General features: G+C 50.5%; 22 protein-coding genes and 1 other annotated feature. Of the genes, 14 read left to right on the top strand and 8 right to left on the bottom strand.

Annotated features, from left to right (window positions below):
* Nucleotides 1–15: 15 nt before the first annotated feature.
* The 3 genes from gshA (at nucleotide 16) to luxS (ending at nucleotide 2,931) form a co-directional block, all read left to right on the top strand.
* Nucleotides 16–1,605: a glutamate--cysteine ligase gene (gene gshA / locus EA58_RS04010; RefSeq protein WP_200872156.1), complete on the top strand. Its 1,590-nt coding sequence runs from the start codon at nucleotides 16–18 to the stop codon at nucleotides 1,603–1,605.
* 139 nt (nucleotides 1,606–1,744) lie between these two features.
* Nucleotides 1,745–2,359 carry a transglycosylase SLT domain-containing protein gene (locus EA58_RS04005; RefSeq protein WP_200872155.1) on the top strand — a complete coding sequence of 205 codons (615 nt, stop codon included), beginning with the start codon at nucleotides 1,745–1,747 and terminating at the stop codon, nucleotides 2,357–2,359.
* A gap of 53 nt (nucleotides 2,360–2,412) precedes the next feature.
* A complete protein-coding gene (luxS, locus tag EA58_RS04000; RefSeq protein ID WP_036749268.1) occupies nucleotides 2,413–2,931 on the top strand; it encodes an S-ribosylhomocysteine lyase in 519 nt (172 codons plus the stop codon).
* A gap of 85 nt (nucleotides 2,932–3,016) precedes the next feature.
* Here luxS and EA58_RS03995 read toward each other — a convergent pair whose 3' ends face one another.
* On the bottom strand, nucleotides 3,017–4,294 hold the full coding sequence (locus tag EA58_RS03995) for a CNNM domain-containing protein (protein WP_036749265.1): 1,278 nt from the start codon (nucleotides 4,292–4,294) through the stop codon (nucleotides 3,017–3,019).
* 139 nt (nucleotides 4,295–4,433) lie between these two features.
* Nucleotides 4,434–5,228 (bottom strand): cytochrome C assembly family protein, encoded by a 795-nt coding sequence (locus tag EA58_RS03990; RefSeq protein ID WP_036749261.1) that lies wholly within the window; start codon nucleotides 5,226–5,228, stop codon nucleotides 4,434–4,436.
* A gap of 272 nt (nucleotides 5,229–5,500) precedes the next feature.
* On the opposite strand from EA58_RS03990, the gene ffh reads away from it, so the two are divergent.
* The 6 genes from ffh to EA58_RS03960 all read left to right on the top strand — a co-directional run bounded on the left by ffh (nucleotide 5,501) and on the right by EA58_RS03960 (nucleotide 9,601).
* On the top strand, nucleotides 5,501–6,868 hold the full coding sequence (gene ffh / locus EA58_RS03985) for a signal recognition particle protein (RefSeq protein ID WP_036749259.1): 1,368 nt from the start codon (nucleotides 5,501–5,503) through the stop codon (nucleotides 6,866–6,868).
* Nucleotides 6,869–7,038: 170 nt separating this feature from the next.
* Nucleotides 7,039–7,290, top strand: a complete 252-nt coding sequence (gene rpsP / locus EA58_RS03980) for a 30S ribosomal protein S16 (protein ID WP_036749257.1) — start codon at nucleotides 7,039–7,041, stop codon at nucleotides 7,288–7,290.
* A 27-nt stretch (nucleotides 7,291–7,317) separates the two neighbouring features.
* Entirely contained in the window at nucleotides 7,318–7,851 is a 534-nt protein-coding gene (gene rimM / locus EA58_RS03975; RefSeq protein ID WP_036749255.1) for a ribosome maturation factor RimM, read from the top strand.
* A gap of 26 nt (nucleotides 7,852–7,877) precedes the next feature.
* Complete coding sequence (gene trmD, locus EA58_RS03970; protein ID WP_036749253.1) at nucleotides 7,878–8,627, top strand: tRNA (guanosine(37)-N1)-methyltransferase TrmD; 750 nt, start codon at nucleotides 7,878–7,880, stop codon at nucleotides 8,625–8,627.
* A 32-nt stretch (nucleotides 8,628–8,659) separates the two neighbouring features.
* Complete coding sequence (rplS, locus tag EA58_RS03965) at nucleotides 8,660–9,013, top strand: 50S ribosomal protein L19 (protein WP_036749250.1); 354 nt, start codon at nucleotides 8,660–8,662, stop codon at nucleotides 9,011–9,013.
* A gap of 306 nt (nucleotides 9,014–9,319) precedes the next feature.
* The gene (locus EA58_RS03960; protein WP_036749247.1) at nucleotides 9,320–9,601 is read left to right on the top strand and encodes a hypothetical protein; all 282 of its coding nucleotides are present in this window, start codon (nucleotides 9,320–9,322) and stop codon (nucleotides 9,599–9,601) included.
* Nucleotides 9,602–9,684: 83 nt separating this feature from the next.
* On the opposite strand, the gene EA58_RS03955 is transcribed toward EA58_RS03960, so the two are convergent.
* The 3 genes from EA58_RS03955 to EA58_RS03945 all read right to left on the bottom strand — a co-directional run bounded on the left by EA58_RS03955 (nucleotide 9,685) and on the right by EA58_RS03945 (nucleotide 13,832).
* The gene (locus EA58_RS03955; RefSeq protein WP_036749245.1) at nucleotides 9,685–11,181 is read right to left on the bottom strand and encodes a carbon starvation CstA family protein; all 1,497 of its coding nucleotides are present in this window, start codon (nucleotides 11,179–11,181) and stop codon (nucleotides 9,685–9,687) included.
* A 261-nt stretch (nucleotides 11,182–11,442) separates the two neighbouring features.
* Nucleotides 11,443–12,156 carry a two-component system response regulator BtsR gene (gene btsR, locus EA58_RS03950; protein ID WP_036749243.1) on the bottom strand — a complete coding sequence of 238 codons (714 nt, stop codon included), beginning with the start codon at nucleotides 12,154–12,156 and terminating at the stop codon, nucleotides 11,443–11,445.
* A complete protein-coding gene (locus tag EA58_RS03945) occupies nucleotides 12,153–13,832 on the bottom strand; it encodes a sensor histidine kinase (RefSeq protein WP_036749240.1) in 1,680 nt (559 codons plus the stop codon). The genes btsR and EA58_RS03945 overlap by 4 nt, the downstream gene beginning before the upstream one ends.
* A 217-nt stretch (nucleotides 13,833–14,049) precedes the next feature.
* Between EA58_RS03945 and EA58_RS03940 the strand changes: the two genes are divergently transcribed.
* Both EA58_RS03940 and tyrA read left to right on the top strand, forming a co-directional pair.
* Nucleotides 14,050–15,120, top strand: a complete 1,071-nt coding sequence (locus EA58_RS03940) for a 3-deoxy-7-phosphoheptulonate synthase (RefSeq protein ID WP_036749236.1) — start codon at nucleotides 14,050–14,052, stop codon at nucleotides 15,118–15,120.
* Between the two features lie 15 nt (nucleotides 15,121–15,135).
* Nucleotides 15,136–16,263, top strand: coding sequence for a bifunctional chorismate mutase/prephenate dehydrogenase (gene tyrA / locus EA58_RS03935; RefSeq protein WP_036749233.1), 1,128 nt, complete (start codon nucleotides 15,136–15,138; stop codon nucleotides 16,261–16,263).
* A 72-nt stretch (nucleotides 16,264–16,335) separates the two neighbouring features.
* On the opposite strand, the gene pheA is transcribed toward tyrA, so the two are convergent.
* From pheA to bamD, 3 genes are all read right to left on the bottom strand, one after another.
* Complete coding sequence (gene pheA, locus EA58_RS03930; protein ID WP_036749230.1) at nucleotides 16,336–17,514, bottom strand: prephenate dehydratase; 1,179 nt, start codon at nucleotides 17,512–17,514, stop codon at nucleotides 16,336–16,338.
* Between the two features lie 37 nt (nucleotides 17,515–17,551).
* Nucleotides 17,552–17,672: a sequence feature (Phe leader region), on the bottom strand.
* A gap of 124 nt (nucleotides 17,673–17,796) precedes the next feature.
* Nucleotides 17,797–18,156 (bottom strand): ribosome hibernation-promoting factor, HPF/YfiA family, encoded by a 360-nt coding sequence (hpf, locus tag EA58_RS03925; RefSeq protein ID WP_036749227.1) that lies wholly within the window; start codon nucleotides 18,154–18,156, stop codon nucleotides 17,797–17,799.
* 333 nt (nucleotides 18,157–18,489) lie between these two features.
* Complete coding sequence (gene bamD / locus EA58_RS03920; protein ID WP_036749806.1) at nucleotides 18,490–19,215, bottom strand: outer membrane protein assembly factor BamD; 726 nt, start codon at nucleotides 19,213–19,215, stop codon at nucleotides 18,490–18,492.
* 140 nt (nucleotides 19,216–19,355) lie between these two features.
* On the opposite strand from bamD, the gene rluD reads away from it, so the two are divergent.
* From rluD to clpB, 3 genes are all read left to right on the top strand, one after another.
* Nucleotides 19,356–20,330, top strand: coding sequence for a 23S rRNA pseudouridine(1911/1915/1917) synthase RluD (gene rluD / locus EA58_RS03915; protein ID WP_036749224.1), 975 nt, complete (start codon nucleotides 19,356–19,358; stop codon nucleotides 20,328–20,330).
* Between the two features lies 1 nt (nucleotide 20,331).
* Nucleotides 20,332–21,060, top strand: coding sequence for a peptidoglycan editing factor PgeF (gene pgeF / locus EA58_RS03910; protein ID WP_036749221.1), 729 nt, complete (start codon nucleotides 20,332–20,334; stop codon nucleotides 21,058–21,060).
* A 133-nt stretch (nucleotides 21,061–21,193) separates the two neighbouring features.
* Complete coding sequence (clpB, locus tag EA58_RS03905) at nucleotides 21,194–23,767, top strand: ATP-dependent chaperone ClpB (RefSeq protein ID WP_036749218.1); 2,574 nt, start codon at nucleotides 21,194–21,196, stop codon at nucleotides 23,765–23,767.
* Nucleotides 23,768–24,005 lie beyond the last annotated feature (238 nt).

The raw sequence follows: 24,005 nt of genomic DNA, 5'->3' as shown, positions 1-24,005 counted from the left end.
AGAATTGAGAAGAGCCTGATGGATTTTTCGCAAAGGTTAGAGAGAGTATCAGCGAACCCGCAAGCGCTGACACAAATCGGGCGCGGCCTGGAACGGGAAGCGTTAAGAATCACCCCGCAAGGCAAGTTATCCCCCCAACCCCATCCAGCAGGCCTGGGTTCGGCGCTCACCAATCAGTGGATCACGACCGACTTTGCAGAATCTTTGCTGGAGTTTATTACCCCGGTATCGAGAAATGTCGACGAGCTTCTGTCTCAATTGTCTGATATTCATAAGTTCAGCTATAGCCAGATGGGCGAAGAGATGCTGTGGCCGATGTCAATGCCTTGTTACGTCGGTGACGAGTCGGACATTCAGCTGGCGCAATATGGCAGCTCGAATATCGGCCGCATGAAAACCCTGTATCGGGAAGGGCTGAAACGCCGATATGGCAGTGTCATGCAAATTATTTCCGGCGTTCATTTTAATTTCTCCTTTCCAGACAGCTTCTGGGAGCAACTGTTTGGTGCGCAGAGTGGTTTTGAACGTCAGGCGGCGGTGTCCGATACCTATTTTGCGCTGATTCGAAACTATTACCGGTTTGGTTGGCTGATCCCTTATTTGTTCGGCGCTTCTCCTGCGCTCTGTGGCTCTTTCCTGAAGCGCGATACGGATCACCTTCAGTTCAGTAAGACAGGGGCGGGTACCTATTTTCTGCCGCAGTCGACTGCATTGCGCCTGAGCGATCTGGGTTATACCAACCATGCACAGAGTGCGCTCAAAATTGGTTTTAATAGCCTGGAGCAGTATTTAGAGGGGTTGCAACAAGCCATCCATACCCCTTCAGAAGAGTTTGCCGAAATCGGCGTGAAGGTGGATGGCGAACTTCGTCAGCTCAATACCAATGTCCTGCAAATTGAAAATGAACTCTATGCGCCAATTCGTCCGAAACGGGTGACGCAAAGTGGTGAAAAGCCTTCAGAGGCACTGGGCCGCGGCGGTGTTGAATATATTGAAGTTCGTTCGCTGGATGTGAATCCGTTTAGTCCGATAGGCATTACCGCTGATCAGGTCCGTTTCCTGGATCTCTTCCTGATCTGGGCGGCCCTGTCGCCATCAGATGAGATGAACGATGCTGAACTGGCATGCTGGCGGGATAACTGGAAAAAAGTTGTGCTTGGCGGCCGCGATCCTGAGTTGCAGCTTCAGATTGGCTGTGATGGGGAACGCTTAACTCTGCCTGAGTGGGCGAGGCATGTGTTTGCTGAACTCAAACAGGTCGCGATCGTGATGGATCAGGCTTACGGTAGTGATGTTTATCAGCAGACGCTGACGAAACTGGCCGGATGGATCGAGAACCCCGATCTGACTCTGTCTGCACAGGTGCTGCGCCAGATTGAAGCACACGAGGGAATTGGTCGTTTCGGTCTGGAGCTGGCAGCAAGTCATGCTGAATGGCTGAATGCACAGGGCTACAGTCGGTATTCTCAGGCTGAGTTTGAGCAGGAAGCGGCATCATCTGTCGCGAAACAGCAGCAGATTGAACAGACGGATGCGTTGTCTTTCGAGTCGTTTCTGGCGGATTACTTTGCGGATTTGGAAGCCAATGCATTCCGCGAAGCGTGAATGGCGAACAAAAAAACGGGCAGCGACCTTGCTGCCCAATCAATAATTACAATTTCGCAGGGATGACGACAGTTTGCACTGCCAGTCATAGTATCAGACCTGGCATTTTCACTTTGGTTCCACTTTAGGGAATGAAAAAATGCTTCTGGCGCAAAAAAAATGGCTGACGCTGATACTGTTAGCTTTGATAACAACAGGTTGTGCGACATCGCCACCGAAAAATCAGGCCAATTTATGTGACATATTTCGGGAGTATCCCGATTGGTATGATGATGCCGTGGCCATGGAAAAACGCTGGGGCACGCCGATTCAGGTTGCGATGGCATTTGTGCGTCAGGAAAGTGCTTTTCGTCATGATGCCAGACCTCCCCGCCCTTACGTTTTGGGCTTTATCCCCTGGTTTCGCAGTAGTAGCGCTTATGGATATGCGCAGGCACAGGATCCGGCCTGGGAAGATTATCAGCGTGCGACGGGGAGCTGGAGCTCTCGTACCAGCTTTGATGATTCGCTGATGTTTATCGGTTGGTATACGACAGAAACGCAGCGTCAGCTGGGAATTTCCAAGTGGGATGCGTATCACCAGTATCTGGCCTATCATGAAGGACGGGGCGGATACAGCCGGGGGACTTACCGGAATAAACCGAGTTTGTTACAGGTATCCCGCAAGGTTGATCAACAGGCAAAATCTTATGGCTGGCAGCTCAAGCAGTGCCGGCAGGAACTGGAAGAGAATCGCAGCTGGTGGCCGTTCTGAATGACGGCGGCTGGTTGAGCAAGAGGAAAGATGGGCAAAGGAGGAAGGATACAATGCCATTACTTGACAGTTTTACGGTTGACCATACCAAGATGCACGCACCGGCTGTGCGTGTTGCCAAAACCATGCAGACACCGAAAGGTGATACGATCACCGTCTTTGATCTGCGTTTCTGCCGACCGAATCATGAGATCCTGTCTGAACGCGGGATCCATACTCTTGAGCATCTCTTTGCTGGTTTTATGCGCGCCCATCTGAATTCTGATCAGGTGGAGATTATTGACCTGTCCCCGATGGGGTGCCGGACCGGATTCTATATGAGTTTGATTGGTGCCCCGGATGAGCAAGCGGTGGCCGAAAGCTGGCGGGCCGCGATGGAAGATGTTCTGAAAGTAGCGACTCAGTCGCAGATCCCAGAGTTGAATGAGTATCAGTGTGGTACATACAGCATGCACTCGCTAGAAGAAGCCAAACAGATTGCACAGGACATTCTGGACCGTGGGATCGACGTGAATAAAAATGAAGCGCTTGCACTACCGGAGAGCATGTTGCAGGAACTGAAAGTGAAATAGTTTTTCAGTGTCGAGATCATGCAAAAGAAAAAGCCAGCACTGAAATGCTGGCTTTTTTAATGCTTAACAGACGCTATGCGGGCGATTAGCCGGTTTTGCGAAGCTGAGTCGGCAGAATTTTGACCTGTTTGATCATGTTGTCGGAGATTTCCACGATTTCCATCTGGTAGCCCGACACAGACACGCTTAGAATGCTGTCCGGAATATCTTCCAGGTGTTCCAGTAGCAGGCCGTTCAGGGTTCGTGGGCCGTCAGTTGGTAGATCCCAGTTCAGGCTCTTGTTGAGTTCACGAATGTTCGCTGTACCTTCAATTAACAGGCTGCCGTCACTCTGAGGCGTAATCTCTTCGGCCAGAGTGGGGGAGATCGAGGTGGTAAATTCACCGACAATTTCTTCTAGAATATCTTCCAGCGTAATCAGACCCTGAATATCACCGTATTCATCCACAATCAGGCCAATTCGTTCTTTCCGGCGCTGGAATTTCAGCAACTGAATATTCAGAGGCGTGCCTTCTGGGATGAAGTACACTTTATCTGCAGCACGAAGCAGGTTTTCTTTACTGAAATCGTTTTTGTCCATCATCAGACGGTAAGCTTCACGCACCCGAAGCATCCCAACGACTTCATCGATACTGTCGCGGTACAGGACAATCCGGCCATGGGCAGAGTGGCTGAGCTGGCGCACAATGGATTTCCAGTCGTCGTTGATGTTGATACCGACGATTTCGTTCCGGGGCACCATCAAATCTTCAACTTTGACGTTTTCCAGATCCAGAATCGACAGCAACATGTCCTGGTGACGACGCGGGATCAGGCTGCCGGCTTCATTGACCACAGTGCGCAGCTCTTCAGAGCTGAGTGGGGAGTCGTTCATGTTATCGACACGAAGACCCAGCAGACGTAAGAATCCATTGGTGATCCCATTGACGAACCAGACCAGCGGATACATAAACTTCATCAACAGTTGGAGCAAAATACTGCTGGAATAGGCAACTTTCTCAGGATACAACGCGGCCAGTGTTTTCGGAGTCACTTCTGCAAAGACCAGTACCGCCATGGTGAGCGCACCGGTGGCAATGGCGACACCCACATCGCCGTACAGGCGCATGCCCAGAATAGTTGCGATAGCAGAAGCCAGAATGTTGACCAGGTTGTTGCCGATCAGGATCAGGCCAATCAGACGGTCCGGGCGATTGAGCAGTTTTTCAACTCGCTTGGCTCCGCGGTGGCCCTGGCTGGCCAGGTGGCGGAGCTTATAGCGGTTGAGCGCCATCATGCCGGTTTCAGAGCCGGAAAAATATCCGGAGATCAGGAGTAGTAATACCAGAATGGAGAATAAGACTCCCGTGGATATATCGTCCAAAAAGCTAGTTCCTTGTATCGCGGTGAATTTGTACTCTGTACTGAATCTGAGTATGGGTGTCAAGTGTTCGCTGGCAATCATACCAGCTATGGTCAACGTTCTTCATGCTTAAGCATGGATCCGGTTATCTGGATTGTCATTAATGACCGATAATGATTTCTTTTACAAAACGGCTGCCAAAGTAGGCCAGAGTTAGCAGGAAAGCCCCAATCAGGCTGAACCAGATCACTTTTTTACCCCGCCATCCCTGACGATAGTGTCCCCAAAGCATCACACCATAGACACACCAGGCCAGAATGGATAACACGGCCTTGTGTGTCTTGCCCTGCGCAAACATATCTTGCAAGTAAATAAATCCGGTGATGAGGGTCACCGTCAGCAGGACGTAGCCAACCAGAATAATTTTAAACAGTTGCCGCTCAACCAGCATAAGGGGGGGCAAGTTTGGGTTGAAGGCCAGTTTTTTGTGCTTGAGTTTATAATCCAGCCATGCCAGTTGAATCGCATAGAGTGTTGCGATCATGAGGGTCGAATAGGCAAAGAGCGCCAAAGAAATGTGTAACAGAACCTGCGGATGAGACTCCAGGTGTGTGATAAAGGCACCGGGCAGCATGGCGGCAGCCGCCAGATTAATGGCCGCAAAACTATAAATCACGGGCAAAAGGAACCAGAGCCGCATCCGGAGCATGGCCATCGTGGTGATCACTGAAATAATCAGGCTGATCAGGGAAGCAACATTGAGAATACTCAGGTTCTGGCCGACGCCACCCAGGATCAGATCTTTCAGAAACACGACATGCAGCACAATGGCCGCCGTAGCGCTGATCAGCACGGGCCGGGATTGAATGCCATTATGATGGCTCAGGCCGGGCACGATAAAAGCGAGCGCCAGCAGATATAAACCAGCTGCAGAAAAGGCTATCAATATATCCATAACACCTGAAAAGTTCGTAACATCTGAAAAGATCGTAAATTAGGACTAGTGAGTATACCTTGTGAACGGATAGCACGACAATGATACAGGGGGATCAATCCTGTGGGACAGTGCGCACTTTCTGGCCTGGCTGCCTGTTTGTCTGGACATCACACGTTGCTTTTGTATGGCAAAAGGTAAGAATTCTGACACAGGCTGCAGGTATGGCATGAAACACGTTCACGGATTGCGGTATACTGGCACAAAATGAGTGCGTAACGAGCGAGTCACACATGTTTGACAATTTAACCGAGCGTTTATCGTCAACGCTGAAAAATATCAGCGGCCGTGGCCGTCTGACAGAGGACAACATTAAAGAAACCTTGCGCGAAGTGCGCATGGCATTGCTGGAGGCCGACGTTGCCTTGCCGGTTGTCCGGGATTTCGTCAAGCGCGTTAAAGAACGTGCTGTCGGCACCGAAGTTTCTAAGAGCCTGACACCAGGCCAGGAATTTATCAAGATCGTTCAGGCGGAACTAGAAGCCGTCATGGGCGATTCGAACGAAGCGTTGGACTTGGCCAGCCAGCCACCAGCTGTGATTCTGATGGCGGGCCTGCAGGGTGCCGGTAAAACCACCAGTGTCGGTAAGCTGGGTAAGCTGCTGAAAGAGCGCCATAAGAAAAAGGTGCTGGTGGTGTCTGCCGACGTGTATCGTCCGGCGGCGATTAAACAGCTGGAAACGCTGGCGACGGATATCGGGATCGATTTTTTCCCGTCTACTCCAGATCAAAAACCGGTTGCGATTGCCGAATCGGCAATTGAGCACGGTAAGCGTAAATTCTACGATGTGGTGATTGTCGATACCGCGGGTCGTCTGCATGTCGACAGCGAGATGATGGACGAAATCATCGCAGTGCATCAGACGGCAAATCCGGTCGAAACGCTGTTTGTCGTTGACGCGATGACAGGTCAGGATGCCGCGAATACAGCAAAAGCCTTCAACGACGCATTACCACTGACTGGTGTGATTCTGACCAAAGTTGATGGTGATGCCCGGGGCGGTGCGGCGTTGTCGGTTCGTCACATTACCGGCAAACCGATTAAATTCCTGGGTGTCGGTGAGAAAACTGACGCGCTGGAGCCTTTCTATCCGGACCGTGTCGCTTCCCGTATTCTGGGCATGGGCGATGTGCTGTCGCTGATCGAAGATCTGGAACGGAACGTCGACAAAGAAAAAGCTGAAAAGCTGGCGAAGAAGTTCAAAGAGAAGAAAGGTTTTGATCTGGAAGACTTCCGTGGCCAACTGCAGCAAATGAAGAACATGGGCGGCATGATGGGCATGCTGGACAAATTACCGGGTATGTCACAGTTGCCCGGGAATGTGAAAGACCAGGTCGACGACAAAATCTTTGTGCAGATGGAAGCGATTATCAATTCCATGACGGTAAAAGAGCGTGAACGTCCTGAGCTCATCAAGGGTTCACGCAAGAAGCGAATCGCTGCTGGTTCCGGCACTCAGGTGCAGGATGTGAATCGCCTGCTGAAGCAATTCACCCAGATGCAGAAGATGATGAAGAAAATGCAGAAGGGTGGCATGAAGAATATGATGCGCCAGATGAAAGGCATGATGCCGGGTGGCGGCATGTTCCCTGGACGCTAATTGCTTCAATTGATTGTTTTTTAGTCTCGGAAGGTAATTTTACTGGTGAAAAAGTAGCTAAAGCAGTTGCATTCGCGAGTTGAAAGAGTAAAATTCCGAGGCTTTATTTGGCACGGGCCCCGTTTTTATCGCGGGGCCGATTTTATTTACAGTAATGCAAAGAGGACGATATGGTAACCATTCGTTTGGCACGTCACGGCGCGAAAAAGCGTCCATTTTATCACATCGTTGTTGCTGACAGCCGCGCTGCGCGCGACGGTCGTAGCATCGAGCGTGTAGGTTTCTTCAACCCACTGGCAACTGGTCAGGAAGAGCGTCTGCGTCTGGACCTGGACCGTGTAAATCACTGGGTTGGTCAAGGCGCAACTGTGTCTGACCGCGCAGCGAAACTGATCAAAGATGCTGCAAAAGCAGCTGCTTAAGATTAGTAAATGGGTAGCAGAGAAGCAATGAGTTCACACAACCAAGACCACGTCGTTGTCGGTAAAATCGGTGCCACTTATGGTATCAAAGGGTGGCTCAAAGTTTTTTCCTACACAGAACAAGCCGAAAGCATTTTCGCTTATCAGCCATGGCTGATAAAGATGAAAGGTGAATGGCAGACCTTCCATGTGGAAGCATGGAAACGTCATGGTCAGGGGTTAGTTGCCAAGTTGGAAGGCCTGGATGTTCGTGAGGACGCTCAGGTAATGACGAACGCGGAAATTAGTGTCCCTGCCGATCAATTACCGGCGCTGTCAGATGAAGAATTCTACTGGCGCGAATTGATGGGAATGACTGTTGTGACAACTCAAGGTTACGACCTGGGTAAAGTGACGGACATCCTTGAAACCGGTTCGAACGACGTCTTAGTGGTCAAAGCCAACCTGAAAGATGCTTTTGGACAGAAGGAACGTTTAATTCCGTTCCTCGATGAGCAGGTCATCAAGTCGATTGATCGCACTGCTCAACGGATCGAAGTTGACTGGGATCCTGGGTTTTAACCTTTTCAGTAAGAGCGAAAAGAACCATGCGGATAGGAATAATTAGCCTATTCCCTGAAATGTTCCGAGCTATTACTGAGTTTGGGGTAACAGGTCAGGCGGTAAAAAAAGGCCTCGTGTCTGTAGAAACGTGGAATCCCCGCGATTTTACGCACGATAAACACCGTACGGTCGATGATCGACCTTACGGCGGCGGACCCGGTATGCTGATGATGGTGCAGCCTTTGCGCGATGCCATTCATACTGCCAGAGAGTCTGCTCAAGGCCGGGCGAAAGTGATTTACCTCTCTCCTCAGGGCCGTAAGCTGGATCAGGCGGGTGTTGAGGAACTGGCGCAGAATGAAGATTTAATCTTGATCTGCGGCCGTTATGAAGGGGTCGATGAGCGCATTATCCAACAAGAGGTAGACGAAGAATGGTCTATCGGAGATTTTGTGCTGACGGGTGGTGAACTGCCAGCCATGACCTTAGTTGATGCAGTCGTACGGTTTGTGCCGGGCGTACTGGGAGACTTTGCGTCAGCAGAAGAAGATTCTTTTGCAAATGGTTTGCTGGATTGCCCGCATTACACGCGTCCTGAAGTGTTAGATGGGCAAGCAGTACCTCCGGTACTTTTGTCTGGAAACCACAAGGACATTCGCCAGTGGCGATTGAAACAATCGCTGGGCCGCACCTGGCTAAGAAGACCAGAGCTCCTGGAAAACCTAGCTCTGACTGACGATCAGGAGCGCTTGCTGGCGGAATTTATCCGCGAACATCGGCAAGCCATGAGTTAATTTAGTATCAGTTTATTCTAGGGTATATACCAATGAGTAATATCATCAAAGCTCTTGAGCAAGAGCAAATGAAAAAAGACCTGCCTGATTTTGCACCAGGTGACACTGTTGTTGTTCAGGTTAAGGTAAAAGAAGGTGAGCGTGAGCGTCTGCAGGCGTTCGAAGGCGTAGTTATCGCTAAGCGTAACCGTGGTCTGCACTCTGCTTTCACTGTTCGTAAGATCTCTAACGGTGAAGGTGTTGAGCGTGCATTCCAAGCTCACTCTCCAATCGTAGACAGCATTACTGTTAAGCGTCGTGGTGCAGTACGTCGTGCCAAGTTGTACTACCTGCGTGAGCGTTCTGGTAAAGCGGCTCGTATCAAAGAGAAGCTGGCCAAAAAATAATATCGCGACACGAAAGACGCGTATTGAGAAGCCCGCCAATTTGGCGGGCTTTTTTTATGTTTCAGAAAAACCATCCTACAAATTCATTGACGCTTCTGATAGTGACTATTTTCAGCACTTTACCTCTCAATGCTGCGTAGATTTTTTCATCACGCCTCATCTAAAAGGGGGGTACTGCTTGGTTTTAGAATCGAAGTCGTGAAGAAGGGAAGTATTATTCTCTGGTCGGTCTAACCTTGTGATGACGTGAGATCACCGTGTTTTAGTATCACGTAATTTCAGTTGAAACTTACGAAGGATAAAATAATGAGTGAAACATTGAGTGTTGTTGGCGCGTTCAGCCCATTTAAAGATCAATTGTCATCCGAAGCTAAGCTTGCTTTTGATGAAGCGTTTCAAGGCTTTGTTGGTGTGAAGTATCAGCCGGTCGCGTTCGCACAGCAGGTTGTAAATGGCGTGAACTTTAAGTTTTTCTGCAATGCTGAGGTGGTGATTCCGGGTTCAGTAACGTATCCGGCGATGGTGACCATTTATAAACCTCGTGAAGGCAGAGCATCTATTACTCATATTGCAAAAGTATTAGATTAATTCCCCTAAGCGCCCTTTCGAGAGGACAATAAAAAAGCCAGCAAGAGATTGCTGGCTTTTCTGCACTCAGGCTGCAACCGCGTTTAAGCCGTGGTTGCCTTGGGGTTTGATTTTACAGACTTCACTTCAGTCTCATCTTCAGTCAGGTCACCTTTCCCTTTGGAAATCATGATGACATAAACGGTAATCGCCAGGGAGGCAGCAATACCGATGATGGTTGAGGCTGTCATGGGCTGACCAAAACCCAGCGTGCTGTTATTCAGGATGAAGGTGATCACAACCGTTGTCATGAAGATTGCCGGAATCGTGGTTACCCAATGCAGCTTGTTATGGCGCAGCAGATAAGCCGATGCCGTCCAGAGCATCATGACCGCAGTGGCTTGGTTGGCAAAACCGAAGTAGCGCCAGATGATTCCGAAATCGACCTGAGTCAGGATGCCGCCAATGACGAACAGTGGGACGGCCATGAGCAGACGGTTGCGCAGGCTCTTTTGCTCCATATTGAAGTACTCAGCCAGAATCAGGCGGCTGGACCGGAATGCTGTATCACCTGAAGTGATTGGCAGAATGACGACGCCCAGGAAAGCAATCACACCACCGGCAACACCCAGCAGACCGAAAGAGGCACTGTAAACGACGTTGCCCGGCCCACCGTTTGCAACCGCGTCTGACAGGTTTTCAACTGAACCGAAGAAAGACAGCGCCAGCGCACACCAAATGAGAGCAATCACGCCTTCGCCGATCATTGCACCGTAGAAAACAAAGCGGCCGTTTTTCTCATTCTCCATGCAGCGTGCCATCAGCGGAGACTGTGTGGCGTGGAAACCGGAAATTGCACCACAGGCAATGGTGATAAACAGGGCAGGCCACAGTGGCATGTCTTTCGGGTTCATATTGGTCAGCATCTGGCTGATTTCATAGTCACCCAGTAGTGTGTAATCGCTGGAGAAAGCAACGGCTGTAATCAAACCAACCGACATGAAGATCAGCAGAAAGCCAAAGAGCGGGTAAAAACGGCCAATGATTTTATCGACCGGTACAATCGTCGCAATGATGTAATAGGCAAAGATGATACCGACCATGGTGGTCATGGAGACGGTTAAGTCAGTTTGTTCATTGACCAGGTTGGTGATCATGCCCGCAGGTGCTGATACGAAGACCACGCCGACCAGCAACAGCAGGACAATGGCAAAGATGTTCATAAAGTGCTTGGCGCCATTGCCCAGGTAACGGCCAGAGAGGCTGGGGACGGAGGCGCCGCCGTTACGAACAGACAGCATCCCGGAAAAATAATCGTGTACTGCACCGGCAAAGATACATCCCAGAACAATCCACAGCATAGCTGCTGGACCATACAGGGCACCCATGATTGGGCCGAAGATTGGGCCGACACCCGCAATGTTCAGTAGCTGTACCAGGTAAACTTTTTTCTTTGACATCGGTACATAGTCAACGCCGTCCTGCTTGGTGAAAGCCGGCGTCTGGCGCTTTTCATTAATGCCGAAGACTTTTTCAATAAAAGCACCGTAGATAAAGTAACCGCCGATCAATGCAGCGACACAAGTCAAAAACCAGGCCATATCTGTGCCTCACTCTTGTAGGGAATTAAGTAAGTGAACTATCAAGGCTGGCATCTTAGCGACTCTCAAAACAGACGCACGGCCTAAATCCCTGAGTGGTGTTATGGCGAGACTGAGTGGTCGATAAACAGATTAAGCGGCGGCAGAGAGCAGCGAACGGTGGCATGAAAGTCTGAGCGGTCGGCTGGAAGCGCCAGTGGAGGCGGGTGGAGATGAACGGAGAAAAGTCGGAACAGCAGAACCGTTCCGACTGGTACGGACTTAACTTAAACCATAGCGGTCTTTGATTTCTTTGAGATAGCGACGGCTGATCGGTACCTGCTGGCCGTGCAGGGTGGTAATTTCGGCCAGCCCGTTTTCCAGCAGTTTAATTTCTCGAATCGCCTGCGGGTGAACCAGATATTGCCGGTGACACCGAATTAACGGAGTCTTCTCTTCCAGTATCTTCAGGGTCAACTGCGTGGTCGCGCGGGTCTCTTGGGTCACCACGTGAACGCCGGATAAATCGGAATACGCCAGTTCAATGTCTGCCGGACTGAGCAACAGGATACGGTGATGGCCGGTGCAGGGGATCAGCTCCAGCATTTCACTGAGCAGGGGCGAATAGTCTGGCTGGCGCAGTTCCCGCTTGAGTTTGATCAGGGTCTTTTCCAGCCGGGCTGGTTCGACGGGTTTGAGCAGATAATCAAATGCATTGTCTTCAAAGGCTTTAATGGCGTAATCGTCATAGGCGGTGACAAAAACGACTTTGGGCATCGTATCCGGGTCCAGCATGCTAAGCAGCTCAATCCCGGTGATTTGCGGCATCTGGATATCCAGAAAGACCACCTCAGGCTTGAGGGTGTTGATCATCTTCAACCCTTCAATGGCGTTGCCGCCACTGCCGATGATTTCAACGTCACCACAGTCCAGTAGCAGGTCGATCAGTTCTTCACGTGCATAAGGTTCATCATCAATGACGAGTGCCTTGATCATAGCTGTCCGTTCTCCTTCGGCAGGCTGATGGTCGCCAGTGTCCACTGGTTCGGCTCCCAGGTCATTTGCAGGCCATACTCTTTGCCGTATTGATTCTTCAGTCGTTTGTCGACAATTTTCATACCCAGTCCGCTTTCTTCACCAACGGGCTGATATAAGCCAGCATTATCCCGAACCTCCAGAATAATGCGATCCTGTGCCTGATAAGCATTGATGGTGAGCTGACCGCTCTCCAGCAGGTTCGAAGTACCGTGTTTGATGGCATTCTCCACCAGCGGTTGCAGGGTAAACGTCGGAATTCTGATATTGAGTAGATTGTCGTCTACCTTTACTTCTATTTGCAACCGGTCGGCAAAGCGGGCGCGTTCGATTTCCAGATAAGCCTGTACGTGCTGCAATTCTTCTTCCAGCGTGACGGTTTCGATATTTTGCTTCAGGTTCCGACGGAAAAACTGTGACAGATGCTGGATCAACTGTCTGGCTTTATCCGGATCGCGACGAATCACAGCATTGATGGTGTTGAGGGCGTTGAATAAAAAATGGGGGTTCACCTGAGCTTGCAATAGCCGGAGTTCGGCCTGGGTCAGCAGAGTTTGCTGGCGGTTGTAGCGGCCGGTCAGGATTTGATTGGATAGCAGCTTGGCAATGCCTTCTCCCAGCGTCAGGTTGATCGTGGAAAACAACTTACGTTTGGGCTCATAAAGTTTAATCGTGCCAATCACTTCATGATTGCCGCCAATGAGTGGGATCACCAGTGCTGAACCGAGTTTGCACTTGTCATACAGTGAACAGCAGTAAGGTACTTCGTAGCCATCGGCATAAACCAGTTCACAGTTTTCGATGGCCTGTTTCGTCTGGACAGAGGAAATTGGGGTGCCCGGTAAATGGTGATCATCGCCAATGCCGATGAAGGCCAGAATTTTTTCCCGGTCGGTAATGGAGACCGCACCTACGCCGGTTTCCTCGTAAACGATACGAGCGATCTGCTTGGAGTTTTCCTGATTGAACCCCTGACTGAGGATGCCCACCGAACGTTGGGCAATTTTCAGTGCCAGGCTGGAAAAAGCCGCAGAATATTTTTCGTAGATGGTTTTTTTGTCGCGAATAATGCTCATAAACAGTGCTGCACCTACTGAATTGGCGATGACCATGGGCAGAGCGATGGCACTGACCAGGCTATAGGCTTTATCGAAGGGTTCAGCAACCATGAGAATAATGATCATCTGAAAAATTTCTGCGACCAGGGTGATGGCAAAAACAGTTAATGGGCGGAAGATTGCGTCAAAATTACTGCGGCGGACAAAATAGCTGTGCATGATCCCACCGATCAGGCCTTCCGCCGTGGTCGAGATTGCACAGGCAACATCTGTAAACCCACCCATACTATAGCGATGCAGGCCGCCGGTCAGGCCAACCGCGAATCCCACGACGGGTCCACCGAGCAGTCCACCCATGACCGCACCAATCGCCCGGGTGTTGGCTATCGCATCTTCGATATGAAGACCAAAATAAGTGCCTAAAATACAGAACAGGGAAAACAGAATATAGCAGGCAAATCGCTGGGATAGCCGGCCAGACACCGTTGTAATTGGCATGAAGAGTGGGGTTTTACTGAGCAGGTAAGCCAGTACCAGATAAACACTCAGCTGCTGTAATAAGGAGAGGATCAGTTCCATCGTGGCGTCGTTTTCGCGAATGTGGCGGCTATGGTAGCGCTCTTTTGTCGAAAGGCAATGATTGGTGTTGTCTGTAAATTTTTGTTTACGATTGGTATTTTTTCTTTACACGTTCTTGCCCCATGAAAAATCAGTTGTTATTGTCTTTAACAGACAGGGGAAATCCTGTTGTAACTAAAATTTTACACCTAAGGTATAGCAGAATCAGGATGGCCCCATGCAGAAAGATGTGTTGAATAATGTCCATATTCAGGATGAGCAAGTCCTGATCACGCCACAGCAGTTAAAGGAAAAGTTGCCGGTCAGCGAATCCGCGCTGAAGTTTATTGAACAATCGCGTAAAACGGTTGCCGACATTATTCATAAGCGTGATCACCGTCTGCTGGTCGTTTGTGGTCCTTGTTCGATTCATGATGTGGAAGCCGCGAAAGATTATGCCCGACGGTTTAAAGAACTGGCTGCTGAACTGGACGATCAGCTATACCTGGTGATGCGTGTCTACTTTGAAAAACCCCGGACAACCGTGGGCTGGAAGGGGCTGATCAATGACCCGCACCTGGATGGTTCTTTTGAGATCGAAGAAGGTTTGCATATTGCCCGTCAACTGCTGATTGATCTGGTTGAAATGGGGATCCCGCTGGCGACCGAAGCGTTAGATCCGATCAGCCCGCAGTACATTGGTGATCTCTTCAGCTGGGCGGCGATTGGTGCCCGGACCACCGAGTCTCAGACCCATCGTGAAATGGCCAGTGGTCTGTCGATGCCGGTTGGTTTCAAAAACGGTACGGATGGCAGCCTGGGTACAGCGATCAATGCGATGCAGGCCGCGGCTTCGGGCCACCGTTTTATGGGGATTAATCGTGAAGGTCAGGTTGCTTTGCTCAGCACACAGGGAAACCCGGATGGCCATGTGATCCTGCGTGGCGGTAAACAAACGAACTATGATTCAGTCTCTGTCACGGAGTGTGAAAATGAGATGAAAGCGGCGGGCCTCATGCCAGCTCTGATGGTAGACTGTTCGCATGCGAATTCTCGCAAAGATTACCGTCGTCAGCCGCTGGTGGCTGAAGATGTCATTCATCAGATCCGTGAAGGAAACCGTTCTGTGATTGGCCTGATGCTGGAAAGTCACCTCAATGAAGGCAATCAGAGTGCGGATCTGGATCGCAGTGAAATGGCTTATGGCGTATCCATTACCGACGCCTGTATTCACTGGGAAGACACAGAAAGCCTGTTGCGCCAGGCCCGTCTGGAATTGATTCCCTTCCTGCAAGATCGTATTCAATAATGGAATAACAGACGAATGGTAGCTGAACTGAGCACGCTCCGAGATCAAATCGATGAAGTGGATAAGCAGATGGTCGCGCTGCTGGCGCGCCGTCTGGCACTGGTAGAAGAAGTTGGCCATGTGAAAAGTCAGCATGGCCTGCCCATTTATGCGCCGGACCGGGAAGCGGCGATGCTGGCATCCCGTCGTCAGGAAGCTTCTGAACAGGGCGTTCCGCCGGATCTGATTGAGGATATCCTGCGTCGTACCATGCGGGAGTCTTATGCCAGTGAAAATGATTCTGGCTTCAAATGCCTGAAACCAGAGCTGCGCCCGATAGTGGTGGTAGGCGGTTATGGTCAACTGGGCAGCTTGTTCTGCCGCTTGTTTACATTGTCGGGCTATCAGGTTCGCAAGCTGGGCAGTCAGGATTGGGATCAAGCGGAAGCGTTACTGGCAGATGCCGGTATGGTCGTTGTGACGGTGCCAATTCATCTGACAGAGCAAGTGATCCGCCGATTGCCGAAGTTGCCTGAAGACTGCATTCTGGCGGATCTGACTTCTATCAAGAGTGGCCCTTTGCAGACCATGCTGGAAGTGCATGACGGCCCTGTGGTGGGTCTTCACCCGATGTTTGGTCCGGACATCAGCAGTCTGGCGAAGCAGGTTGTTGTTTATTGTGATGGCCGTCTTCCGGAGCATTATCAGTGGCTGCTGGAGCAAATTCAGATTTGGGGCGCCAGCCTGAACCGGATCAGTGCGATCGAACACGATCAGGGCATGACACTCATTCAGGCACTGCGCCACTTTACTTCTTTTGTTTATGGTGTCCATCTGGCGGAAGAAGATCCACGGCTGGAGCAATTGCTGTCACTCAGCTCGCCAATTTACCGGCTTGAACTGGCGATGGTCGGCCGCTTGTTTGCACAGGATGGACAATTGTATGCGGATATCATTATGTCGTCTCCGCAGAATCTGGCGATGATTAAGCGGTTCCATCAGCGTTTCGGTGAAGCCATTCAGATCCTGGAAAATCAGGATAAAGCGGCCTTCAGGCAGGCGTTTGCACAGGTCGAAAGCTGGTTTGGCGATTATGCCGGACGTTTCATGAAGGAAAGTCAGTCTCTGTTGCGTCAGGCTAATGACGCTGCTCACCGCTCCTGATACCGAAAGTCAGGATCAACTGGATAAAAAAGAGGCCAGCAGTCGCTGGCCTTATTTGTTTTTCTATTCTGCTTAATCTTCCAGATAATCCACTTCGGCTGGTTTGACGTTTTCGCTTGGATAACATCCCAGTACTTTGATGAATCGGGTCAGCCCGGTCAGTTCTTCCAGCGCCTGTTGCATCACATCCGCTTTCAGGTTCGCTTCAACATCCATATAGAACATTTCTTCCCACGGGTTACCAATGACAGGACGGGATTCCAGTTTGGCCATATTGATATTGAGGTTACGCAGAACCAGCAGGCACTCCACCAGTGAGCCAGGCTTCTGGCCGGTAGACATGATTAAGGTGGTTTTGGCCGGGATCAGCGGTGTCACATCAACGGCCTTGCGCGCGACCACAATAAAGCGGGTGTAGTTTTCATGCTGGTTTGCTATCCCGGTTTTCAGGGGCGTCAGGCCATAGAGTTCGCCGCTGGAGGCATTACCGATTGCCGCAACATTTGGCAGCTTTAACTCAGCAACCTGCTGCATGGCCTCAGCCGTGCTCGAGGTATATTCCTGCTTAATGTCCCCCATGTTATGGAGAAATTCACTGCATTGCTGGTGGGGCTGCGGGTGAGAATACAGGGTGTCGATTTGTTCCAGTGTGGAAGGGACAGCCGTCAGCAGGCTGTGCTCAATCGGCTGGGTGATCTCACCGACAATGGACAGGCTGGTGTGCTGAAGCAGATCGTAAACTTCATTGATAGAACCCGAGCTGGTGTTTTCAATGGGCAGAACACCATAATCGGCCTGACCGGTTTCGACGACATTCACCACTTCACGAAAACTGGAACAACTCATCTCTACCAGTTGCGTTTGTTTCCGGCTGAAGTATTGCCGACTGGCAAGATTTGAATAGGAGCCTTTAGCGCCAAGGAAAGAGACTCGTGCGACCGGCTGCAGGCTGTCAGGGTTCGTGAGTTTCTGTAAGTAGGCTTGCTGGAACAGCACAGAATCTTCGATGATGGTATGGAAGATTTGGGTCACGTAGCTGGCATCCAGCTGATGTGTTTTGCCTTGTTCTATCAGTCTGATCAGAAGCGCTTGCTCTCTTTCCAGATCCCGGACCGGTTTCGCGGTTTTAATTTTACTTTTGGCGACTTCTAGGCTGAGCTGACGCCGCTCGCCCAATAGTGCCAGAATTTCATTATCAATCCGGGTGACTTCACTTCGGATCTCATCCAGTGAGTGATAGCTTTTGGTCATGCGGCTTTCCTGTCTGTGCTGTTTTATTGTTTTACTTATGAAAAAGCCTCCCGATTGGGAGGCTTACTGTTCGTCTTTCGCTTGTTTCTTGCGTAACGAGAGCCCCCATCTATGGTGAGCGAAAAAAGAAGTGAAAGAAAAACAGGGCGGTATTCGGCATCGGTCGATTGAACTCTTTTCTTGGTTGAACAGTCATTGTGCAGGAATCAACCTAGGGTGATTCATTGTGCTTGTCAAGAATAAATCGGCCCCGCTTGAGCGCAGGGCCGTGTTGATTGGGGGTTAGGCTTCGAAATCCTCAGGCTCGAATTCCTCTGGCTGTGATGCGACCGGTTTTTGGCTGTGGGTTGCGCGACGCGATTCCGGTTTATGCGCTTGCTTGCTTAGCTGGCGCTCCAGTTTGTGGTACATGTCTTTAATCGCAGCGTACATGTTTTCCTGTTCAGAGGATGCAACAATGTTCCCCCCAGGAATGCCGGCTGTTGCTTCCACCTTGAAGTGCCGGTTGGGTTCTTTACTGATGACTGCGTGCTTGCCAATCAGTGGGACCTGAAAGCGCTCTAACTTACTGAATTTCTCTTCAATGCGCTCACGGATAGCAGGGGTGACATCAATGTTTTTGCCTGTGACTTCTACTTGCATAGTCTCTCTCCTGTTTTGCTACCCCTTGGTGGGTTAACTTCAGATTACTCTTCTCCATCCGTAATAAAGTGATCTGGATCAACTTTGAAAAGTAAAATAATCCACCAATTTATTTATGTGACTTGCTCTGCTTTGTGACAAGAAAATGACTAAAAATCGCTTGTCGAGCCTCTGCTGATTACGGCAGTATGAAGTTATCTCATGACTGGCGGCCAGTGCTGCTCAGGGGCTTTTTTCGGCCTTGAGACCGTTCAGAGAAGGACAATGTATTCTTTGTTACGCAACAGATCAGAAACGGCAGCCAGTGGCTGCCGTTTGTCGTTTAGGGATTCTCTAAACCGGATTCAAATCAATGAGACGTTGCGTATGTTGTGCCGGTGTATCCAACCCAAGTTTCTCATAGGCCGTCAGCATCAACGGCAGCGATTTCTTCGCGGCTTCTGTATCCGGATACAGATGCTGGATTTGCTGGCAGCGATTGATCGCGGCAACCCAGGCTTCACGCCGGATATAGAAATCCGCCGCAGCGAGTTCATAATTGGCAAGGCGGTTTTTGAGGTAAACCAGCCGGGCTTTTGCATCGGCAGCATACGGACTGCCCGGATAGCGTTCCAGTAAGCGTTTGAAATCGCGAAATGCCTGTCGGGCTGGTTCTGGATCTCTGTCGTGACGATCGATATTGAAAACATCGTGCATGAAGGAGCGATCCTGACCCATATGTGTGAGGCCACGCATGTACAGAACCCAGTCAGCTTTTTCATGAGTTGGATTGAGGCGGGTAAAACGGTCAATCGTTGCTTCGCCCAGGGCCAGATCATCGTTTTTGTAGTATGCATAAATCAGATCAAGCTGAACCTGCTCCGAATAAGCGCCAAATGGATAGCGTGAATCCAGGGTTTCCAATCTTTCGATGGCTGTGACCCAGCTGCCGCTTTGCAGGGATTCCTGTGCACTGGCATAGAGCTCGGAAGGCGGGATATCCGGGACTACTTCCTCTGTACTTGAACATCCAGAGACAATAGCAGCGGCAAGAAATGTCGGGAGTATCAGGCGTTTCATTGCGGCGTCAGTTTCCTTGGTCATAATTTATTTTTGTGATCCATTACGGTTTGGAGCGTTAACGGATACAATGACGGCTATTCATTGTCATTTTACGCAGCGTTTGAGCTTTAGTCTCAGGTATTTTAAAAAAGTTCTTTATGGCACAGCAAATAGAGTTAAGCAACACAGTAAACGATAGCCAATTAGGTCAGCGTCTGGATCAGGCTCTGGCTGAGCTATACCCGGATTATTCACGTTCCCGCATCAAAGACTGGATCCTCAACGGTCATGTCAGCATGAACGGTGAGGTGGTGACCAAGCCGCGTACCAAGGTAATGGGGGGCGAATTGCTGACCGTTGTCGCTGAAATTGAAGATGAAGAGCGCTGGATTGCGCAGGACATCCCGCTGAACATCGTCTATGAAGATGAGCACCTGCTGGTGATTAATAAACCGCGTGATTTTGTGGTTCACCCAGGAGCGGGAACGCCGGATGGCACTGTGCTAAACGCGTTGCTGCATTATTGCCCGTCACTGGCAGAAGTACCGCGTGCCGGCATTGTCCATCGTCTCGATAAAGACACGACGGGTCTGATGGTCGTCGCGAAAACTATTCAGTGCCAGACGCGTCTGGTTCGCGCACTGCAAAAACGTAAAATTACCCGTGAGTACGAAGCTGTTGCGATGGGCAAGATGACAGGTGGCGGTGTGGTTGAAAAGCCGATTGGCCGCCATTCGACCAAACGTACTTCCATGGCTGTCCATGAGCTGGGTAAACCGGCCATTACACATTATCGTGTTGCGGAACACTTCCGCGAGCACACCAGTATCGTGCTTCGTCTGGAGACGGGTCGGACGCACCAGATTCGTGTGCACATGGCTTACCTGTCCCACCCGCTGGTAGGAGACACTTTATATGGTGGTCGCCCGCGTCCGCCGCGCAATGCGTCTCAGGAAGTGATTCAGGCATTGCGAGCTTTTGATCGTCAGGCACTGCATGCTCGTATGCTGCGACTGGAGCACCCAATCACAGGCGAGTTGATGGAATGGCACGCCGACACACCAGATGATATGGTGGCACTGGTTGAGATTTTGCGTCAGGACAAGATCGACCATCCAGAGGATGATTATTGATATGTGGATTACCCCAGACTGGCCCGCGCCTGCCAATGTAAAGGCGATCAGTACGACACGTTCCGGCGGCATGAGCCAGGGGCCGTATGAAGGGCTGAATCTGGGGGATCATGTTGGCGATGAGCCGACTGTGGTATTGCATAACCGGCAATGGCTGCAACAACAACTGGGCCTTACTCGGGCACCGGCCTGGCTCTCACAAACCCACAGTACGATCGTGTTGGATTTTCAGGCACCGCTGAAAGATGTGCCGAATGCCGATGCCAGTGTGACACGCCAGTCCGGCATTGCCTGCACGGTCATGACAGCCGATTGCCTGCCTGTCTTACTATGCGATCGTTCAGGGACGCAAGTGGGCGCGGTCCATGCCGGCTGGCGTGGGCTGGCCGATGGCATTCTTGAAGAAACCGTCGCAACCTTTGATGCTGAGCCGGAACAAATTCTGGCCTGGCTGGGTCCGGCTATCGGACCTGGGGCGTTCGAAGTTGGTGGGGAAGTCCGTGAGCAGTTTATTGCGAAACAGCCTGAAGCCGTCACTGCGTTTCAGCCACAGGGTGAAAAATGGCTGGCGGATTTATATCAGCTGGCAACGCTCAGACTGAATCGTCTGGGGGTTACGCAAGTCTTTGGCGGAACAGAGTGTACCTTTGCCGATCCGGCTCGTTTCTATTCCTATCGCAGAGATGGTGTGACCGGACGTCAGGCCAGCTTAATCTGGCTGGATGAGTAAACAAAATTTTCCATTTTTCTTAAAGCGGCGTCAGGCCGCTTTTTTTATATCCCCCACAAATTATGCTTGAAAAGCACACAGCGCGTAACCATATCAAAGGGAATGACAAGGTCATATCAAGAGTGGAGGACTTATGCGTCTTGACCGGTTTACAAGCAAATTTCAATTAGCGATTTCTGATGCGCAGTCGCTGGCTTTAGGTCGCGACCATCAGTATATCGAGCCTGTCCATCTGATGATGGCACTGATGAATCAGGACAGCAGCACCACGAGGCCACTGCTGACTCTGCTCAATGTCGACATTACTCAATTACGTTCCAGCTTGTCTGAGCAATTAGATCGTTTGCCTAAAGTCAGTGGCATTGGCGGTGATGTACAGCTCTCTCATCAGATGGGGGTGCTGTTTAACCTGTGCGATAAGCTGGCCCAGAAGCGCAAAGACAAATACATTTCTTCTGAACTTTTTATTCTGGCGGCGGTGGACGACAAAGGTCCGCTGGGTGAGATGCTGCGCAAGTTTGGTTTGAATGCCCAGAAAGTGGAAGCCGCGATTGAAAAGATCCGCGGTGGCCAGAAAGTCGATGATCCGAATGCGGAAGAAAACCGTCAGGCGCTTGAAAAATTCACCATTGATCTGACTGAGCGTGCAGAGCAGGGCAAGCTGGATCCTGTGATTGGTCGGGATGAAGAAATCCGCCGTACCATTCAGGTCTTACAGCGCAGGACTAAAAACAACCCAGTCCTGATAGGCGAACCGGGCGTTGGTAAGACCGCGATTGTTGAAGGTCTGGCTCAGCGCATTGTGAACGGTGAAGTACCGGAAGGGCTGCGTCACAAGCGTGTTTTGTCCCTGGATATGGGCGCATTGATTGCCGGTGCTAAATATCGCGGTGAGTTTGAAGAACGCCTGAAAGCTGTGCTCAATGAACTGGCGCAGGAAGAGGGCAGTGTCATTCTCTTTATTGATGAGCTTCATACCATGGTTGGTGCCGGTAAAGGTGAAGGTGCCATGGATGCCGGAAACATGCTGAAACCAGCATTGGCTCGTGGCGAGCTTCACTGCGTTGGTGCCACAACACTGGATGAATATCGTCAGTTTATCGAAAAAGATGCCGCCCTGGAGCGTCGTTTCCAGAAAGTGCTGGTGGAAGAGCCGAGTGTCGAAGATACCGTGGCAATTTTACGTGGCCTGAAAGAGCGCTATGCGTTACACCATCATGTTGAAATTACCGATCCGGCAATTGTGGCTGCGGCGAGCTTGTCGCACCGTTACGTCTCTGATCGTCAACTGCCGGATAAAGCGATCGATTTGATTGATGAGGCGGCATCCAGTATCCGGATGCAAATTGACTCCAAGCCAGAAGCGCTGGACCGTCTCGAACGTCGTATCATTCAATTGAAAATTGAGCAGCAGGCGTTGTCGAAAGAAAGTGACGATGCCAGCCAGAAACGTCTGGCAGTACTCAGTGAAGAACTGGACACGAAAGAGAAAGAATACGCGGAGTTGGAAGAAGTCTGGAAAGCGGAAAAAGCGGCTTTGTCAGGAACTCAGCATATTAAAGCTGAACTGGAGCAGGCGCGTACCGATATGGAAATCGCCCGGCGGGCTGGTGACCTGAATCGGATGTCAGAATTGCAGTACGGCAAAATTCCTGAGCTGGAAAGACAGCTGGATTTAGCGGCTCAGGCTGAAATGCAGGAAATGACCCTACTGAAAAACCGCGTCACTGACGCAGAAATTGCCGAAGTACTTTCACGCCAGACGGGAATCCCGGTCTCGCGGATGCTGGAAGGTGAGCGGGATAAATTGCTGCGCATGGAAGAAGCGCTTCACGCCCGGGTTATTGGTCAGGATGAAGCCGTGAACTCCGTTGCGAACGCAATTCGTCGTAGCCGTGCGGGGTTGTCTGATCCAAATCGTCCGATTGGTTCCTTCTTATTCCTCGGACCGACGGGGGTGGGCAAAACCGAACTTTGTAAGGCGCTGGCCAACTTCATGTTCGACAGTGATGATGCCATGGTGCGGATTGATATGTCTGAGTTCATGGAGAAACACTCTGTTGCGAGACTGGTTGGTGCGCCTCCGGGTTACGTGGGATATGAAGAAGGGGGTTACCTGACGGAAGCCGTGCGTCGCCGTCCTTATTCTGTGATTCTGCTGGATGAAGTGGAAAAGGCGCATCCGGATGTGTTTAACATCCTGCTTCAGGTTCTGGATGACGGCCGTCTGACGGATGGGCAAGGCAGAACGGTGGATTTTCGCAATAGTGTCATCATTATGACCTCGAACCTGGGATCGGATCGGATTCAGGAACACTTCGGTGAACTGGATTATGACGGGATCAAAGCGACTGTGATGGAAGTGGTTGGTCATCATTTCCGCCCGGAGTTTATTAACCGTGTCGATGAGACCGTAGTGTTCCACCCACTGGGTGACACGCATATTAAAGATATTGCCCGGATTCAGATTCAGCGTCTGAGCAAACGACTGGAAGAAAAAGGTTTTGAACTGAAGGTCGAGGATTCAGCTTTGGATCTGATTGCCAGTGCCGGTTTTGATCCGGTTTATGGTGCGCGTCCATTGAAACGTGCGATTCAGCAATATATTGAGAATCCGTTAGCGCAGGATATCCTGTCAGGTAAACTCAAGGTTGGAAAGCCTATTGTCCTAGCCGCGACGGCTGACCAAATTGCTGCCAGCCAATAAACCTGTCGCGTGTGTTGATAGAAAACCTGCTGTATTCAGCAGGTTTTTTTATGAATCTTTATTGGGTTCGCTACGAAATTCGACGGAAAGCCTGTCTTTTGTTTGTTTTCTGTTCGGTTGGTTTTTTTTTATGATTTAGTGCTTGCTAAGGCGATCGAACTCTCTATAATGCCGCATCACCGACACGGAGAACGGCGATTCAGCCAAGACCGTATCGGAAAGTTCTTTAACAATTTGA

The sequence above is a fragment of the Photobacterium galatheae genome (genome assembly GCF_000695255.1).
GTDB lineage: Bacteria > Pseudomonadota > Gammaproteobacteria > Enterobacterales > Vibrionaceae > Photobacterium > Photobacterium galatheae.
This window is presented reverse-complemented; position numbering and strand designations above follow the sequence as displayed.

Excerpts from the sequence above, each read along its gene's own strand:
- clpB (WP_036749218.1), top strand. The coding sequence starts at position 21,194 with ATGCGTCTTGACCGGTTTACAAGCAAATTTCAATTAGCGATTTCTGAT.
- pheA (WP_036749230.1), bottom strand. The coding sequence starts at position 17,514 with ATGACCAAAAGCTATCACTCACTGGATGAGATCCGAAGTGAAGTCACC.
- EA58_RS04005 (WP_200872155.1), top strand. The coding sequence starts at position 1,745 with ATGCTTCTGGCGCAAAAAAAATGGCTGACGCTGATACTGTTAGCTTTG.
- hpf (WP_036749227.1), bottom strand. The coding sequence starts at position 18,156 with ATGCAAGTAGAAGTCACAGGCAAAAACATTGATGTCACCCCTGCTATC.
- luxS (WP_036749268.1), top strand. The coding sequence starts at position 2,413 with ATGCCATTACTTGACAGTTTTACGGTTGACCATACCAAGATGCACGCA.
- trmD (WP_036749253.1), top strand. The coding sequence starts at position 7,878 with ATGCGGATAGGAATAATTAGCCTATTCCCTGAAATGTTCCGAGCTATT.
- rpsP (WP_036749257.1), top strand. The coding sequence starts at position 7,039 with ATGGTAACCATTCGTTTGGCACGTCACGGCGCGAAAAAGCGTCCATTT.
- EA58_RS03960 (WP_036749247.1), top strand. The coding sequence starts at position 9,320 with ATGAGTGAAACATTGAGTGTTGTTGGCGCGTTCAGCCCATTTAAAGAT.
- bamD (WP_036749806.1), bottom strand. The coding sequence starts at position 19,215 with ATGAAACGCCTGATACTCCCGACATTTCTTGCCGCTGCTATTGTCTCT.
- EA58_RS03955 (WP_036749245.1), bottom strand. The coding sequence starts at position 11,181 with ATGGCCTGGTTTTTGACTTGTGTCGCTGCATTGATCGGCGGTTACTTT.
- rplS (WP_036749250.1), top strand. The coding sequence starts at position 8,660 with ATGAGTAATATCATCAAAGCTCTTGAGCAAGAGCAAATGAAAAAAGAC.
- pgeF (WP_036749221.1), top strand. The coding sequence starts at position 20,332 with ATGTGGATTACCCCAGACTGGCCCGCGCCTGCCAATGTAAAGGCGATC.
- tyrA (WP_036749233.1), top strand. The coding sequence starts at position 15,136 with ATGGTAGCTGAACTGAGCACGCTCCGAGATCAAATCGATGAAGTGGAT.
- rimM (WP_036749255.1), top strand. The coding sequence starts at position 7,318 with ATGAGTTCACACAACCAAGACCACGTCGTTGTCGGTAAAATCGGTGCC.
- btsR (WP_036749243.1), bottom strand. The coding sequence starts at position 12,156 with ATGATCAAGGCACTCGTCATTGATGATGAACCTTATGCACGTGAAGAA.
- EA58_RS03940 (WP_036749236.1), top strand. The coding sequence starts at position 14,050 with ATGCAGAAAGATGTGTTGAATAATGTCCATATTCAGGATGAGCAAGTC.
- EA58_RS03990 (WP_036749261.1), bottom strand. The coding sequence starts at position 5,228 with ATGGATATATTGATAGCCTTTTCTGCAGCTGGTTTATATCTGCTGGCG.
- rluD (WP_036749224.1), top strand. The coding sequence starts at position 19,356 with ATGGCACAGCAAATAGAGTTAAGCAACACAGTAAACGATAGCCAATTA.
- ffh (WP_036749259.1), top strand. The coding sequence starts at position 5,501 with ATGTTTGACAATTTAACCGAGCGTTTATCGTCAACGCTGAAAAATATC.
- EA58_RS03945 (WP_036749240.1), bottom strand. The coding sequence starts at position 13,832 with ATGGAACTGATCCTCTCCTTATTACAGCAGCTGAGTGTTTATCTGGTA.